The sequence below is a fragment of the Aeromonas sp. 82P genome (genome assembly GCF_051919365.1).
Classification (GTDB): Bacteria; Pseudomonadota; Gammaproteobacteria; order Enterobacterales; family Aeromonadaceae; genus Aeromonas; species Aeromonas veronii.
This window is the reverse complement of record NZ_JBQBEV010000001.1, coordinates 4093352-4108535: the sequence shown is the minus strand read 5'-3', so window position 1 is coordinate 4108535 and position 15184 is coordinate 4093352. Positions and strand designations below refer to the sequence as shown.

Here is a 15184-nt window from a genome sequence, read left to right as displayed (position 1 = left end):
AGCGTCTCAACGACTGGCCTCATCACGGGCTTGGCTCATCTTGCCAGCCAGTGCCTTGAGTGCCTCATTGGCAAAAATATCTTCCAGATCAGCGGAGAGCTTGCGGCGCCAGTTGGGGTATTCGTAACTGGTGCCCGGTACGTTGACCGGCTTGTCCATCTCCAGCCAATCTTCCAGCTGGGTACTGAACAGGGCGCAGCTGCCGCGGGACATGTGGATCTGCAGACCGTGGTTGAGTTCGGTGTTCATGCCGACCCAGTTCACGTCATGACTGATGTTGTCAGAGATGACCTTGTGGGCATGCAGGCTGTCGAGGATCCGCTGTTTGGCCTGGTGACGATCAGCATACAGAGTCTTCAAAACATCTTCATCCGGATACAGACCCAGTTGACGGCCGAGCGCCAGATCGTCGCAGTGCCAGAAGCCCTTGAGGGTCGGCATGTCGTGGGTGGTCAGGGCCGACATCGCCTGCTCTGTGTAGTGCGCCGGGGAGATAAAGCCGCCATCTTCCTTGGAGCGCTCGAAGAAGAACACCTTGTAGGAGTGGACGCCGTTCTCTTTCAGGGTCACGTCGATCCCCTCCGGCACGGTACCCAGATCCTCGCCGATCAGCAGGCACTGATTGCGGTGGGATTCTAGGGCCAGAATGCCCAGCAGATCGTTGACCGGATAGTAGACGTAGGCGCCCTTGGCGGCGGACGCTCCTGGCGGTACCCACCACAGGCGCAGCAAGGCCATCACGTGGTCGATGCGCAGTGCGCCACAGGAGCGCATGTTGGCACGGAACAAGTCCACCATCGGCTGATAGGCCGCTTCGAACAGCTTGTTCGGGTTCATCGGGGGCAGGCCCCAGTTCTGACCGAGCGGGCCGAGAATATCGGGCGGCGCACCGACCGAGGCTTTCGGGCAGTAGAGATCCTGGTTGGCCCAGATCTCGGTGGAGCCTTCGGAGACGCCCACTGCCAGATCCCGGTAGATCCCCATCACCATGCCGGCAGCCTTGGCACGGGCATCGGCTTGCGCCAGCTGCTCGTCAGCCAGGAATTGCAGGTAGAGGTAGAAGTTGACATCTTGCGGGTGCTCGGCCATCCAGGCGGCAACGGCAGGATTGTGGTAATCGCGCAGCTCCTGCGGCCATACCGGCCAGCCCCAGGCATTTTCGCCTTTGGCATAGAAGTGGGCCTGCAGGGCATCAAATGCTGCCTGCTGTTGCAGGCTGTCGCCACCGGCGGCCACGAAGGCATCAAAGGCGGCCTGACGCTCGGCGCTCAGGGTGGCTTCATCGAACACCTGACGCAGCATGCCGAGTTTGGTCTGGATCACGCCGGTATAATCGACGTTCTCTTTGGCGCGCAGATCGGCCAGATGTTGCTGGAAGGCAGGGCTCGCCACTTCCGCCTTCAGGCGAGCGCTCTGCTGGAATTCGGGCACCGCTTCCACATTGATATAGGCCACGTTGAGCCAGCGACGGGAAGAGGGGCTGTAGGGACTGGCGCTCTCCGGATTGGCCGGATAGAGGGCGTGGATAGGGTTGAGACCGACGAAGTGGGCACCCCAGGCGGCCGCTTTCTCAACCAGCTGGCCCAGATCGCTGAAGTCACCGATACCCCAGTTATGGCGGCTGCGCAGGCAGTAGAGCTGCACGCTCGGACCCCATACCTTACGGCCATCGGCAATCGGCGCCTGTTGTAGCAGGCCTTGGGGGCAACGATGAGGCGCATGGTGGCCAGCGGCTCGTCATTGCCCTCTTCCAGCAGCACCAGCTGGTGATAACCCAGCTCCGGGGCCATATCCAGCGTGACGCGATAGGCCTGGCACTCCATCTCTTCAAATTCGGCCACGCCGACCAGCTCACCCTCGATGGGGGTGAATTGACCGGACAACACAGCACCCTGCTCCTGCTGGAGCTGCCAGGTGAGGGCGTCGTTGACGAATTCAATGGGGAGGCGAACCTCAAGGATAACGGCGTCGCCGGTGCGAACCACCATCACAGGATCCAGCGCCCGCAGCCAGTGCTGGCGATGCTCCTCTTCCAGCTGCTGCACCAGTGCGGCCTCGTCATCGACGCGGTAGCCCATGGCGCCCAGCATGGCGGCCTTGCTCTCTTCTGATACCTGGGCCGGGTGGCCCCAGGCATCGACATACTCGCTGGCGATACCTTTTGCGGCAGCCAGCTGTTCAATCAGGGTGGTCATAGTTTGAGAATTCCCGCTGTGGATTCTATCTATACTATTTTGTTTGTTTGATTTTTATGGGGTGGTACTTGAACAGTGGCTCTTTGGCCATGCTAAACCGCGCACATTTTTACATATCTCTGTGAATGGTTGTGTGACCGAGTAGGCACTATTGTGGATATCTGCGCGATGCCACGATCTGGCACTTTTTTCGTCAAAACGTGGTAATCAGTTACATAAACAGAAAATTAATTTCACAGTTTTTCATGATATAGCGCAATTTCAGACAGAATGTTGGTTGACTCACCGGAGAGTTCTAGTAAATTTACAAGCGGAATTTTCTTTGACTACTGAACAGTTAGGTAACTAAATATGACTATCAAAGTAGGTATTAACGGTTTTGGCCGTATCGGTCGTTTCGTATTCCGTCTGGCTTGCGAGCGTGCAGACATCGAAGTTGTTGGTATCAACGACCTGATCGATGTTGACTACATGGCTTACATGCTGAAGTACGATTCAACTCACGGTCGTTTCAACGGTACCGTTGAAGTTAAAGACGGCAACCTGGTTGTAAACGGCAAAACCGTACGTGTTACCGCTGAGCGTGACCCGGCCAACCTGAAGTGGGGCGAAATCGGTGTTGACGTTGTTGCTGAAGCTACCGGTCTGTTCCTGACCGACGAGACTGCTCGTAAGCACATCGCTGCTGGTGCCAAGAAAGTTGTTCTGACTGGCCCGTCCAAAGACGCTACCCCGATGTTCGTAATGGGTGTTAACGACTCTACCTACGCTGGCCAGGACATCGTTTCCAACGCTTCCTGCACCACCAACTGCCTGGCACCGATCGCCAAGGTTCTGAACGATACCTTCGGTATCGAGTCTGGCCTGATGACCACCGTTCACGCTACCACTGCTACCCAGAAGACCGTTGATGGTCCGTCTGCCAAAGACTGGCGCGGTGGCCGCGGTGCGGCTCAGAACATCATCCCGTCCTCTACCGGTGCTGCCAAAGCTGTTGGCGTAGTTATCCCGGAACTGAAAGGCCTGCTGACCGGTATGGCTTTCCGTGTTCCGACTCCGGACGTGTCTGTTGTTGACCTGACCGTTAACCTGAAGAAAGCTGCCACCTACGCAGAAATCTGCGAAGCGATGAAAGCTGCTTCCGAAGGCGCTATGAAAGGCGTTCTGGGCTACACCGAAGACGAAGTTGTATCTACCGACTTCCTGGGTGAGCGTCAGACCTCCGTATTCGACGCCAAGGCTGGTATCCAGCTGAACGACAAATTCGTTAAAGTTGTATCCTGGTACGACAACGAAATGGGCTACTCCAGCAAAGTTCTGGACCTGATCGCTCACATCTCCAAGTAATTTGGGATGCGCAATCGCGTAGCTTGAAAAAGGCGGCCATTGGCCGCCTTTTTGTTTTTCGGTTTCCCCTGATGACAGGAGTCCACATGCAATCCATTCGTCCCCTGACAGCCAATTGCAAGCTTGCCAACAATGCGGCCGGTCTGCCGGTTCTCACCATTAATAACGACTATGCCAAGGCCGAGATCAGCCTGTTTGGCGCTCATGTGCTGAGCTATCAGCGTCATGGCGAGCCGGCCTCCATCTGGCTGAGTGACAAAGCGGTGCTGGATGGCAGCAAGCCTGTTCGTGGTGGTATCCCGATCTGCTGGCCCTGGTTTGGCCCGGCGCCCGCCCGCGTCGGTAGCGGCAAGCCCTCCCACGGTTTTGCCCGTACCACCCTCTGGATGCTGGACGGAGTCTCCGATCACGCTGATGGCACGCTCGTTCATCTCTCCCTGCGCGACAGCGATGCGACCCGTGCCCTGTGGGATCACTCCTTCGAGCTGGAACTGGACGTGCTGGTGGGCAAAGAGCTTTCGCTGGTACTGACCACTCGCAACACAGGTGCTCAGCCGCTGACTTATAGCGGTGCGCTGCACACCTATTTGCAGATCAGTGCACCGGAGGCGGTGAGTGTCACCGGCCTGGGCGAGCCCTATGCCGACAAGCTGACCGGGCAGGATGCCAAGCAGCAGGGTGCATTGACCCTGAACGGGCCGCTGGATCGGGTCTACTGGCAGCCAGAGGCGATGGTGAGCGTGCAGGATGGTGAGCGCGAGACCCGGGTAGTGAGCGGCAACCACGACAGCGTGGTGGTCTGGACCCCCTGGCTGGAAGGGGCCACCGCCATGGCCGACATGAGCGACGATGGCTATCGCACCATGCTCTGCGTCGAAGCGGCCATCGCCGGTGAGGCGGGAGTGACCGTTGCGCCGGATGAAGAGCACAGTCTCTCCACCGTAATCATCTGAGCAGGATGAGGTTCAGATAAATAAAGAGGGCTCCCGCGGGAGCCCTCTTTGCATCTCGTGACGGCGGTAATCAGGCGTTGCCCTGAGTCTTGAGCTTGAGTTCGGCGGCGAAATTGAGCATGCGATCGAGGGGGATCAAGGCTTTGACCCGCAGATCTTCGTCGACATGGATCTCGTGGCGCTCGGCACCGTCGGTGAGGGCCTCCTTGATCGCCACCAGACCGTTCATCGCCATCCAGGGGCAGTGGGCGCAGCTGCGGCAGGTAGCGCCATCGCCACCGGTCGGTGCTTCCACCATCTCTTTCTCCGGACAGGCCTGCTGCATCTTGTAGAAGATGCCCCGATCGGTCGCCACGATCAGCTTCTGCTGGGGCAGCTCCTTGGCCGCCTTGATCAGCTGACTGGTGGAGCCCACCGCATCGGCCAGCTCAATCACCGAGGCGGGGGATTCCGGATGAACCAGCACGGCGGCATCCGGATTCTGCTCTTTCAGCTCGCGCAGGGCGCGGGCCTTGAATTCGTCGTGGACGATGCAGTGGCCCTGCCAGCGCAGCATCTGCGCCCCGGTTTTCTTCTCGATGTAGGCACCCAGATGGCGATCCGGGCCCCAGATGATCTTGTGACCCAGACTGTCGAGGTGCTCGACGATCTCCAGCGCAATGCTGGAGGTCACCACCCAGTCAGCCCGTGCTTTGACGGCGGCCGAGGTATTGGCATAGACCACCACGGTGTGGTCGGGATTGGCATCGCAGAAGGCGGAGAACTGCTCGATGGGACAGCCCAGATCGAGGGAGCATTCGGCCTCCAGCGTCGGCATCAGCACCCGTTTGTGGGGGCTCAGGATCTTGGAGGTTTCCCCCATGAAACGTACCCCGGCGACGATCAGGGTTTGTGCCTCATGATCGCGGCCAAAGCGGGCCATCTCCAGTGAGTCTCCGACGAAACCGCCGGTGGCTTCGGCCAGCGCCTGGATCTCGGGATCAGTGTAGTAGTGGGCAACCAGTACCGCCTTGCGCTCCTTGAGCAGCGCCTTGATTTCTGTGGTCAAGGTCGTTCTCTGCTCGGCACTCAGGGGAAGAGGTTTGGCCGGAAAGGGGTAGTCCATTGCGACTACCGGCGGGACACTGCTCAGTGCATTGCTCATTGCGACTGTTCCATCAACGCTCGGGAAGGCAAAAATTATAACCAGAAGCCTGCCACAAACCCATCAACAAATCGGGTGAAGCGCAAGTGGGCGAATATACTCAAGTAATTCGTTGTTATTCTGCCATAAGGAGTTGTCGCATGAAGCAACGTTCCCTCAAGTTCAAGCTGTTGTGCCTTACCATGGGGCTGTTTCTGCTGACCGGGCTGGCCATGACCCTGTTGCAATCGGCCTCTTTCAGCTCCCTTCGCAATATGGTGATGACCCAGACCAGCGATGCACTGGAAGAGGAGGTCTCCCACAGCCTGCAGTATCAGGCAGAGCGCTATGCCATCCAGATTGCCTCGCTGATGCAGAACTCCTATCAGATCCCCCTGACCGTGACCGCCCAGATTGAAGCCGGGATGGCCAAACCGGAACTGCGCTTGTCGCGACCCCAAGTGGAGTCTCTGCTCGGCAGCAGCCTGCAGCAGGCGAGCGGGATCAGCTCCATCTACGCCCAGTTTGAACCGGATGGCTATGATGGCGAGGATGGCAACTGGCTGGGCGGGGCCAGCCACTCGGTGGCAGGAAAGGGGAGTCTGGAGGTCTATTTCACCAAGGATCAGGGAGGGGCAGTCGCTCAGCAAGCGGTGGACGCCGCCGCCAGTGAGGCCAAGTTTGATACCTCCCTCAACGAGTTCGGTATTCGCAACAGCGAGTGGTATCTCTGTGGTCGCGATACTCGCCAGCCCTGCCTGATGGAGCCTTATCTCTACGAAATCAGCCCGGGCAACAAGATGCTGATGACCAGTCTGACTGTGCCCGTGCTGCGTGACGGCAAGTTTGTCGGGCTGGCCGGAGTGGATATGAACCTGCCCATCTTCCAGCAACTGGCTGAAAACCTTGGCAAGAGCCTCTATGACAACAAGGCGGATGTGACCCTGGTCAGCAAGATGGGGCTGATTGTGGGCAGCAACCGCTATGCCGACAAGCTGGGCCGTCCACTCAAGGAGGTAGGCCTGACCCTGCCTGACGGTCAGCCGGTCAGCAGCGACAGTGACTTCATTCTTCATCAGCCCATCCGGGTCGAGGCTGCCAATACCCAGTGGTGGTTGATGATCAAGGTGCCCAAGGCGCTGGCGCTCGGCAAGGCGCACGCCATCAGCAATGAACTGGGCGCCCTGCTGGTAGATGCCCAGCGGCAGCAGATCATCGCCATGGGCGGTATCACCCTGCTGGTGCTGGGGCTGCTGGTCTGGTTTATCCAGACCATCACAGCGCCACTTTCTCTTATCAGCCGTCATGTGGGCCATCTCTCCAGCAACGAGGGGGACCTGACCCAGCAGATGGAGATCGACACCCATCAGGAGCTTATCGATCTGGGGTCCCAGCTCAATGCCTTCCTCGGCAAGCTGCGGGGCATGGTGCAAATGAGCAAGGGGATTGGTCAGCAGGTCTACCAGCAGGCGCGGGAGATGAAACATTCCGCCGACACCATGCGCAGTAGTCTGGACGAGCAGAATCTGGAGCTGGAGAGCGTAGTGAGCGCTATGCACCAGATGAGCACCACGGCAGTCAGCGTGGCAGGTTATGCCGAGCAGGCGGCGCAGGAGTCGGAAGCGGCGACCCACCACATCAATACCGCCCAGCAGACCCTCAGCAATGCCCGCAACGAGATCCATACTCTGGTCGGCGATATGCATGAGGCGGATAAAGCGGTGGCGCTGGTGGCCCAGCGCAGCACCAATATCAGCCGGATCCTCGATGTGATCCGCGCCATTGCCGAGCAGACCAACCTGCTGGCCCTCAACGCCGCCATCGAAGCGGCGCGGGCAGGGGACATGGGCCGCGGCTTTGCGGTGGTGGCGGACGAGGTACGGGCGCTGGCGACCAAAACTCGTGAATCGACCGACGAGATTGGCCAGCTGATTGGCAGTTTGCAGACCGAGGTGAGCAGCAGCCAGCGTCTGATGAATACCGGCATTGAGCGCTCCACCACCACGGTGCAGGGTACCGAGCAGGCGTTTGAGGCGCTCAATCGGGTGGTGGCCCAGATCCAGCAGATCCACGACCACATCAGTCAGGTGGCCACCGCTGCCGAGCAGCAGAGTGCGGTGAGCGATACCATCAACCAGAACCTGATGCGGATCGGCGATACCGCCAACGTGATCGGGCAGGAGGCCACCTCCAGCCATCAACTGAGCGAGGCGCTGGAGCAAGCTGCCACGGCGCTGGCCAGTCAGCTCGATCGGCTGCGTACCTGAGTCGTTGCCAGAGAGACAAAAGCCCGCGAGCGATCGCGGGCTTTTTTATGACTCGATGGCAGAGTTGCGTCAGTTGCGGGGTTCAACCAGCAGGATGTGGGAGTCAGCCCCCACCACCCTGACCTTGCTGCCCGCAGGCAGCGACTCGTCGCAGCGCACCGTCCAGACCGTATCGTCCAGATGCACCCGACTGGTGCCCTGAGTCACATCATCCAGCAGGGTCAGCTCGCGGCCCATATAGCTCTGCATCCGCTCGTTGATGGTGCTGGCGGCATCCTGACCCGAGTTGTCGCGCTGGTGCTGCCAGCGCCACCAGGCCCAGGTAGTGAGCAGGGATTGCACCGCAAATAGCAGCAACTGCGCCTGCCAGCCAAAGGGCCAGATCAGCAGCAGCAGGCCCACTTCCAGCGCGGCGATGCCGGTCCAGAGCAAAAAGCCCACCGAGCCGAGCACCTCGATGGCCAGCAGAATGAAGCCGAGCCCCAACCAGTGCCAGTGGGTCAGCCCCTCTAACAGGGCTGTCATGACTTGCTGCCCTTGCCATCTTTGTTGAACAGCTCGGCCATGCCAGCCACAGAGCCAATCAGGCTGCCCGCTTCCAGCGGCATCATGATGATCTTGCTGTTGGGGCCTTCACCGATGCGGGCCAGTGCCTCGGTGTACTTCTGAGCTACGAAGTAGTTGATGGCCTGCAGGTCTCCTTCCGCAATTGCCTGGGAGACCATATGAGTCGCCTTGGCTTCTGCCTCGGCAGCCCGCTCCCGCGCTTCGGCGGCGAGGAAGGCGGCCTGACGCTCACCTTCGGCCTTGAGGATCTGGGACTGCTTTTCGCCTTCCGCTTTCAGGATTTTGGACTGGCGCACCCCTTCGGCTTCCAGTACCTCGGCCCGTTTCTGGCGCTCGGCCTTCATCTGGGCATTCATCGCCTCGACCAGTGCCAGCGGCGGGCGCACATCTTTAATCTCGATGCGGGTCACCTTGATGCCCCAGGGGGCGGTGGCGGCATCCATGGTGCGCAGCAGTTTCTCGTTGATGGTGTCGCGCTGGGAGAGCATCTCGTCCAGCTCCATGGCGCCGAGCACGGTCCGCATGTTGGTCATGGTGAGATTGCGGATAGCGCTGGTGAGATCGTTGACCTCATAACCCGCTTTGCGGGCATCCACCACCTGCACAAAGCTGATGGCGTCGATGGTGACGTTGGCGTTGTCGCGGGAGATCACCTCTTGTGCCGGGATGTCCAGCACCTGCTCCATCATGATGATCTTGTGGCCGACCCGATCCACGTAGGGGATCAGCAGGTTGAGACCCGGGGTCAGGGTGCGGGTGTAGCGGCCGAAGCGCTCCACCGTCCAGTTGTAGCCCTGGGGCACTATCTTGATGCCCGCGCTCAGGGTGGCGAGCACCAGGAACACGAAAATCCCTAGCACAATCAATGATTCATTCATCATTTAGCTCCTTATGAAACACAGTCCCTAGCCTATGGTCTGGCGTCAGGTACCACAAGTGACTTCGTACGCCTTTGTCATGAATTGGCTTTGCTAATTACCAAAACGCATTAAAAAGCATTTTTTATTATTTTGAGGGATAAGCTGCCCTGCCTATAGTCGCCCCATATTAGTCGTGTTCCGAGGGATGGGCCGAAATGGATTATTTACCTATGTTTGCCAAGTTGGAAGGCCGCCCGGTACTGCTGGTGGGTGGGGGCGAGGTTGCCCTGCGCAAGGCGCGCCTGCTGCTGGCGGCCGGTGCCCGGCTGACCCTGGTCTCCCCGGAGCTTGAAACGGAATTTGCGGAATTCACCGGTCGTTTCACCCATCTTGCGGAGCGTTTCACTCCGGCCCATCTGTCAGGCCAGATCCTGGTGGTGGCGGCGACCGACAACCTCGAAGTCAACGCACTGGTTTATCAAAGTGCCAATCAGCTGGGTCTGTTCGTCAATGTGGTGGATGACCCCAAGCGTTCCAGCTTTATCTTTCCCTCGATCATTGATCGCTCGCCGCTGATGGTGGCGGTCTCCAGCGGCGGCAAGGCGCCGGTGCTGGTGCGCCTGTTGCGCGAGCGGCTGGAGAGCCTGCTGCCGCGCCATCTTGGTGGGCTGACCGAGCTCTCCGGCCGGGTCCGTGACAAGGCCAAGCGGGTGCTCTCCTCGATTTCCGATCGCCGCCGCTTCTGGGAGCGCGCCTTTGCCTCCAACACTCTCGCCAGCCTGATTGAAAAAGAGGATTGGCCAGGTGCCGAGCAGTGGCTGAGTGATGGCCTCGACCAGGCGAAAAGCGAAGTAGGAGAAGTGGTGCTGGTCGGCGCGGGCCCCGGCGATCCGGGCCTCTTGACCCTCAAGGCGCTGCAACAGATTCAACAGGCTGAAGTGGTGCTCTACGACCAGCTGGTCTCCGCCGAGATCCTCGATCTGGTGCGCCGCGACGCCACTCTGGTGTCGGTCGGCAAGAAGGCGGGCGCCCACAGCGTGCCGCAGGAGGAGACCAATCGCCTGCTAGTGGAATACGCCAAGGCGGGCAACCGGGTGGTGCGGCTGAAAGGGGGCGATCCCTTTATGTTTGGCCGGGGCGGCGAGGAGCTGGAAGTGCTGGCCGACGAAGGTATCCCCTTCTCGGTGGTGCCCGGCATCACGGCCGCTGCCGGTGCCACCGCCTATGCCGGCATTCCGCTCACTCACCGTGATTACGCCCAGAGCGCTGTCTTTATCACTGGCCACTGTCAGAAAGAGGGCAAGGAGCCCGACTGGCAGCAGCTCGCCGCCACCAGTCAGACCCTGGTGATCTACATGGGGCTGATGCGCTCCGAGCATATCCAGCAGCAGCTGGTGGATCACGGCCGAAGCCAAGCCACCCCCATCGCCATCATTGAGCGCGGCACCACATCCCGTCAGCGGGTGCTGACCGGCACGCTGGCCGACTTGGCCGAGCTGGCCAAACAGGCGGTGAGCCCGTCGCTTATCGTCATCGGCGAAGTGGTCGCCCTGCGCGAGCGGCTGGCCTGGTTTGGAGAGCTGGGCGGCGAGCAGCTGCGCGCTAACCCGGATCTCGATGGCTGCGACCTCAAGCTGGTGCAGCTGGCCTGACCCGGAAAGAGATATTTGATGCGGCTGCCGGTGCGGCCGCGCACTGAACCACCCAGCGCCCCGAGCAGGCGCATAAGCAATGACCCGAGGACCAACATGGACCGTGAAAGATTGACGCACTTGCAGCAGCTGGAAGCCGAGAGCATCCATATCATCCGCGAGGTGGCTGCCGAATTTGAAAACCCGGTGATGATGTACTCCATCGGCAAGGACTCCTCCGTCATGCTGCACCTGGCCCGCAAGGCCTTCTATCCGGGCAAGATCCCGTTCCCCTTGCTCCACGTCGACACCGACTGGAAGTTCAAGGAGATGATCAAGTTCCGCGACGAGACCGCCAAAAAATACGGGCTGGATCTGATCGTCCACAAGAACCCGGACGGCCTCGCCATGGGTATCAACCCCTTCGTGCACGGCAGCGGCAAGCACACCGACATCATGAAGACCGAGGGGCTCAAGCAGGCGCTCAACAAATATGGCTTCGACGCAGCCTTCGGTGGCGCTCGCCGTGACGAGGAGAAGTCCCGCGCCAAGGAGCGGGTCTACTCCTTCCGTGACAAGTCTCACCGCTGGGATCCGAAGAACCAGCGTCCGGAGCTGTGGCGGGTCTACAACAGCCAGGTCAACAAGGGGGAGAGCATCCGGGTGTTCCCGCTCTCCAACTGGACCGAGCTGGATATCTGGCAATACATCTATCTGGAAAAGATCGACATAGTGCCGCTCTACTTCGCGGCCATGCGTCCGGTGGTGGAGCGTAACGGCATCAAGATCATGGTGGATGACGAGCGCATGCCGCTGACCGCCGAGGATGAGGTAAAGCAGGAGCTGGTGCGCTTCCGCACCCTCGGTTGCTATCCGCTGACCGGGGCCATCGAATCCGATGCCACCACCTTGCCGGAAATTATTGAAGAGATGCTGCTCACCACCTCGAGCGAGCGGCAAGGGCGGCTGATTGACCACGATCAGGCCGGCTCCATGGAGCAGAAGAAGCGTCAGGGATATTTCTAAGGAGTCGTCAGCATGAACAGCCATATTCAGACCGCCATCACCGAACAGGGCATCGAAGCCTATCTGCACGCCCAGCAGCACAAGAGTCTGCTGCGTTTTCTCACCTGCGGCAGCGTGGATGACGGCAAGAGCACCCTTATCGGTCGCCTGCTGCACGACTCCCAGCAGATTTATGAAGATCAGCTCAAAGCGCTGGAGTCCGACAGCCAGAAGCTCGGCACCACCGGCGAGAAGCTGGACCTGGCGCTGCTGGTCGACGGCCTGCAGGCGGAGCGCGAGCAGGGCATCACCATTGACGTGGCCTACCGCTATTTCTCCACCGCCAAGCGCAAATTTATCATCTCGGATACCCCGGGCCACGAGCAGTACACCCGCAACATGGCCACCGGCGCCTCCACCTGCGATCTGGCCATCATATTGATAGACGCCCGCAAAGGGGTGCTGGATCAGACCCGCCGCCACAGCTTTATTGCGAGCCTGCTCGGCATCAAGCAGTTCGTGGTGGCGGTCAACAAGATGGATCTGGTGGAGTTCAGTCAGGAGGTGTTCGAGCGTATCAGTGCCGATTACCGCGAGTTCGCCAAGAAGCTCAGCGTCGACACCATCCATATCGTGCCGGTCTCGGCGCTGGACGGCGACAACGTGGTCAACCCAAGCGACAAGCTGGCCTGGTACGAAGGCGAAACCCTGCTGGCTCTGCTGGAGTCTGCGGAAGTGGAGCGCGAGCTGGAGCGTCATCCGGTGCGCCTGCCGGTGCAGTATGTGAACCGCCCCAACCTCGATTTTCGCGGCTTCGCGGGGACGCTCGCCTCCGGCATCCTGCGGGTGGGCGACAAGCTGGCGGTGCTGCCGTCGGGCAAGGAGAGCACAGTGACCCGCATCGTCACCTTCGACGGGGATCTGGAGTACGCCCTGCCGGGTCAGGCCATCACGGTCACCTTTGCCGACGAGATCGACATCAGCCGCGGCGACCTGCTGGTGGATGCCGCCAAGCAGCCGCAAGTGACCCAGAATGTTCTGGCCCATATCGTCTGGATGGGGGAGGAGTCCCTGCAACCGGGCCGGGTTTACGACGTCAAACTGGCCACCAAGAAGAGTCGCGGTCAGGTGGAGGCCATCCGCCACCGCATCGAGATCAACAAGCTGGACGAGCTGCCTGCGAGCGAGCTCAAGCTCAACGAGATCGGCCTGTGCGAGCTGAGCCTCACCGACCCGGTGGCGTTCGACCCGTATCAGGAGATCCGTGATACCGGCAGCTTTATCCTGATCGACCGGCTGACCAACGTCACCGTCGGCGCCGGCATGATAGTGGAAGGCTTGGCCGCCAAAGCGGTAAAAGGGCACTACAGCGAGTTTGAGATCGAGCTCAACGCGCTGGTGCGCAAGCACTTCCCGCACTGGCAAGCCCTTGCCATCGGTAACGATACAAGCAAGGAGTAAGTCCATGACCTGGCAACAATTCCTGGTGCTGGGTCTGCTGGCTGCTCTCGTGGCCCTGCTGATCCAGGGCAAACTCCGCCCGGCGCTGCTCTTCTCGGGCGCCGTGCTCATCACCTACCTGAGCGGGCTGGCGGATATCAACGCCGTGGTGGCGGGTTACACCAACAGTGCCCTGTTGACGCTGGTGCTGTTACTGCTGGTGTCGCTGGCGGTGGAGAAGACTCGCATCATGAGCTGGTTCGCCAATCTGGTGGGCACGGGGTCATTCAACAAGGTGCTGGTGAAGGTGTGGTTCTCCACCGCTTTCCTGTCGGCTTTCGTCAATAACACCGCCGTGGTGGCCTCCATGCTGGGAGCGGTCAAACGCAACCCCAACCATGCGCCGTCACGGCTGCTGCTGCCCATGTGCTTCGCGGCGACCTTTGGCGGGGTGCTGACCCTGATCGGCACCTCCACCAACCTGATCGTCAACAGCTTCCTCATCAAGATGGGGGCGCCGCCGCTCGGCATGTTCGACTTCTTTATGGTGGGGGCGGGCACCCTGCTGACCGGTCTGGTGGCCGTGCTGCTGTTTGCCCGTCACCTGCCGGTGCAGGATACCGAGATGAGCCGCGAATCCGGCTACTTTCTCGAAGCCAAGGTGGGCGCCGGTTCACCGCTGGCGGGGCGCAGCGTCAAGGAGAACGGCCTGCGCAGCCTGAAAAGCCTCTATCTGGCGGAAATCATTCGCGGCGATCAGGTGATCTGCCCGGTGCAGCCGGAACACGAGCTGCACGAAGGGGACGTGCTGCTGTTCTGCGGCGACGTGGAAAGCGTCGGCGTATTGCAGGAGATGAAGGGGCTGGATCTCTACGGCCAGCACCGCCTCAACGGCCAGCATCTGGTGGAGGTGATCGTCAGCCACAGCTCGCGTCTGGTGGGTCAGACCATCAAGGATGCCGAATTTCGCACCCACTTCGATGCGGTGGTGCTGGCGGTGCGCCGCGGTGAAACCCAGCTCACCGGCGGCCTCGGCCAGATTGAGCTGCACGCCGGTGATACCCTGCTGCTGGCCCCCGGCCCCCAGTTTGCCCGCAACAAGTCGCTGGGGCGGGAGTTTGTGGTGGTGAGCGGGCTGGAAGCCTCCACCCGCCTCGATGGCAAGCGCAGCGCCGCCGTGGTGCTGGGGTTTCTCGGGGTGCTGGCGCTCTCTGTGTTTGATCTGGTGCCGCTGTTCAAGGGCTTGCTGCTGATGCTGGTGGCGCTGCTGCTCACCCGTATTCTGACCCTGGACGAGATCCGCCGCCGCTTCCCGCTGGATATCTGGCTGGTGGTGGGCGGGGCGCTCGCCATCGCCGATCAGCTGGAAAAGAGCGGGCTGGCCAAGCTTATCGCCGACTGGCTGATGGGGGAGTTCAACGGCGCCAGCCCCATCATCGCCTTTATCGGTATCTATCTGTTTACGCTGGTGCTGACCGAGCTGATGAGCAATAACGCCGCCGCCGCGCTGGCCTTCCCCATGGGTTACCAGCTGGCGCTCAGCATGGATGTCTCGACCATGCCGTTTATTCTGGCGGTGCTGTTCGGGGCGAGCTCCAGCTTTATCCTGCCCTACGGCTACCAGACCAACCTGATGGTCTATGCCGCAGGCAACTACAAGATGCCGGACTACCTCAAGCTGGCCCTGCCGGTCTCGCTGGCCTATAGCCTCGGGGTGATTGTGATGGTGCCCCTGCTGTTTCCGTTTTAAGGCGTAAGTGCCAATCAGGGAGTGTTGGGTGAGCAATACCATGGCA

General features: G+C 60.4%; 10 protein-coding genes and 1 pseudogene. 7 read left to right on the top strand and 4 right to left on the bottom strand.

The genetic code is table 11. The annotated features are described in order from the left end of the window. Positions 1-6 precede the first annotated feature (6 nt). Positions 7-2195, bottom strand: a pseudogene (gene malQ, locus ACTG2S_RS18705) (4-alpha-glucanotransferase). A 351-nt stretch (positions 2196-2546) separates the two neighbouring features. Between malQ and gap the strand changes: the two are divergent. Next, positions 2547-3542 carry a type I glyceraldehyde-3-phosphate dehydrogenase gene (gene gap, locus ACTG2S_RS18700; protein ID WP_005335708.1) on the top strand — a complete coding sequence of 332 codons (996 nt, stop codon included), beginning with the start codon at positions 2547-2549 and terminating at the stop codon, positions 3540-3542. Between the two features lie 86 nt (positions 3543-3628). After that, positions 3629-4495, top strand: coding sequence for a D-hexose-6-phosphate mutarotase (locus ACTG2S_RS18695; RefSeq protein WP_274160840.1), 867 nt, complete (start codon positions 3629-3631; stop codon positions 4493-4495). Positions 4496-4565: 70 nt separating this feature from the next. On the opposite strand, the gene nadA is transcribed toward ACTG2S_RS18695, so the two are convergent. Beyond that, a complete protein-coding gene (gene nadA, locus ACTG2S_RS18690; protein WP_005335706.1) occupies positions 4566-5639 on the bottom strand; it encodes a quinolinate synthase NadA in 1074 nt (357 codons plus the stop codon). A gap of 140 nt (positions 5640-5779) precedes the next feature. On the opposite strand from nadA, the gene ACTG2S_RS18685 reads away from it, so the two are divergent. Then, entirely contained in the window at positions 5780-7885 is a 2106-nt protein-coding gene (locus ACTG2S_RS18685; protein ID WP_274160841.1) for a methyl-accepting chemotaxis protein, read from the top strand. A 69-nt stretch (positions 7886-7954) separates the two neighbouring features. Here the strand turns inward: ACTG2S_RS18685 and ACTG2S_RS18680 are convergent, their stop codons facing one another. Beyond that, a complete protein-coding gene (locus ACTG2S_RS18680) occupies positions 7955-8410 on the bottom strand; it encodes an NfeD family protein (protein ID WP_005335704.1) in 456 nt (151 codons plus the stop codon). Then, positions 8407-9330, bottom strand: a complete 924-nt coding sequence (locus ACTG2S_RS18675; protein ID WP_005335703.1) for an SPFH domain-containing protein — start codon at positions 9328-9330, stop codon at positions 8407-8409. Before ACTG2S_RS18675 ends, ACTG2S_RS18680 begins: the two co-directional genes overlap by 4 nt. 197 nt (positions 9331-9527) lie before the next feature. Between ACTG2S_RS18675 and cysG the strand changes: the two genes are divergently transcribed. The 4 genes from cysG (at position 9528) to ACTG2S_RS18655 (ending at position 15138) form a co-directional block, all read left to right on the top strand. Further along, a complete protein-coding gene (gene cysG / locus ACTG2S_RS18670) occupies positions 9528-10964 on the top strand; it encodes a siroheme synthase CysG (protein WP_257124345.1) in 1437 nt (478 codons plus the stop codon). Between the two features lie 72 nt (positions 10965-11036). Further along, entirely contained in the window at positions 11037-11969 is a 933-nt protein-coding gene (gene cysD / locus ACTG2S_RS18665) for a sulfate adenylyltransferase subunit CysD (RefSeq protein WP_371317202.1), read from the top strand. Positions 11970-11981: 12 nt separating this feature from the next. Then, on the top strand, positions 11982-13409 hold the full coding sequence (gene cysN, locus ACTG2S_RS18660) for a sulfate adenylyltransferase subunit CysN (protein ID WP_236351065.1): 1428 nt from the start codon (positions 11982-11984) through the stop codon (positions 13407-13409). 4 nt (positions 13410-13413) lie between these two features. Beyond that, on the top strand, positions 13414-15138 hold the full coding sequence (locus tag ACTG2S_RS18655; protein WP_047439587.1) for an SLC13 family permease: 1725 nt from the start codon (positions 13414-13416) through the stop codon (positions 15136-15138). Positions 15139-15184: the final 46 nt, after the last annotated feature.

What these genes read in the sequence shown, in the direction of transcription:
- gap (WP_005335708.1), top strand. Translation starts at nt 2,547, where the DNA reads ATGACTATCAAAGTAGGTATTAACGGTTTTGGCCGTATCGGTCGTTTC.
- ACTG2S_RS18695 (WP_274160840.1), top strand. Translation starts at nt 3,629, where the DNA reads ATGCAATCCATTCGTCCCCTGACAGCCAATTGCAAGCTTGCCAACAAT.
- nadA (WP_005335706.1), bottom strand. Translation starts at nt 5,639, where the DNA reads ATGAGCAATGCACTGAGCAGTGTCCCGCCGGTAGTCGCAATGGACTAC.
- ACTG2S_RS18685 (WP_274160841.1), top strand. Translation starts at nt 5,780, where the DNA reads ATGAAGCAACGTTCCCTCAAGTTCAAGCTGTTGTGCCTTACCATGGGG.
- ACTG2S_RS18680 (WP_005335704.1), bottom strand. Translation starts at nt 8,410, where the DNA reads ATGACAGCCCTGTTAGAGGGGCTGACCCACTGGCACTGGTTGGGGCTC.
- ACTG2S_RS18675 (WP_005335703.1), bottom strand. Translation starts at nt 9,330, where the DNA reads ATGAATGAATCATTGATTGTGCTAGGGATTTTCGTGTTCCTGGTGCTC.
- cysG (WP_257124345.1), top strand. Translation starts at nt 9,528, where the DNA reads ATGGATTATTTACCTATGTTTGCCAAGTTGGAAGGCCGCCCGGTACTG.
- cysN (WP_236351065.1), top strand. Translation starts at nt 11,982, where the DNA reads ATGAACAGCCATATTCAGACCGCCATCACCGAACAGGGCATCGAAGCC.
- ACTG2S_RS18655 (WP_047439587.1), top strand. Translation starts at nt 13,414, where the DNA reads ATGACCTGGCAACAATTCCTGGTGCTGGGTCTGCTGGCTGCTCTCGTG.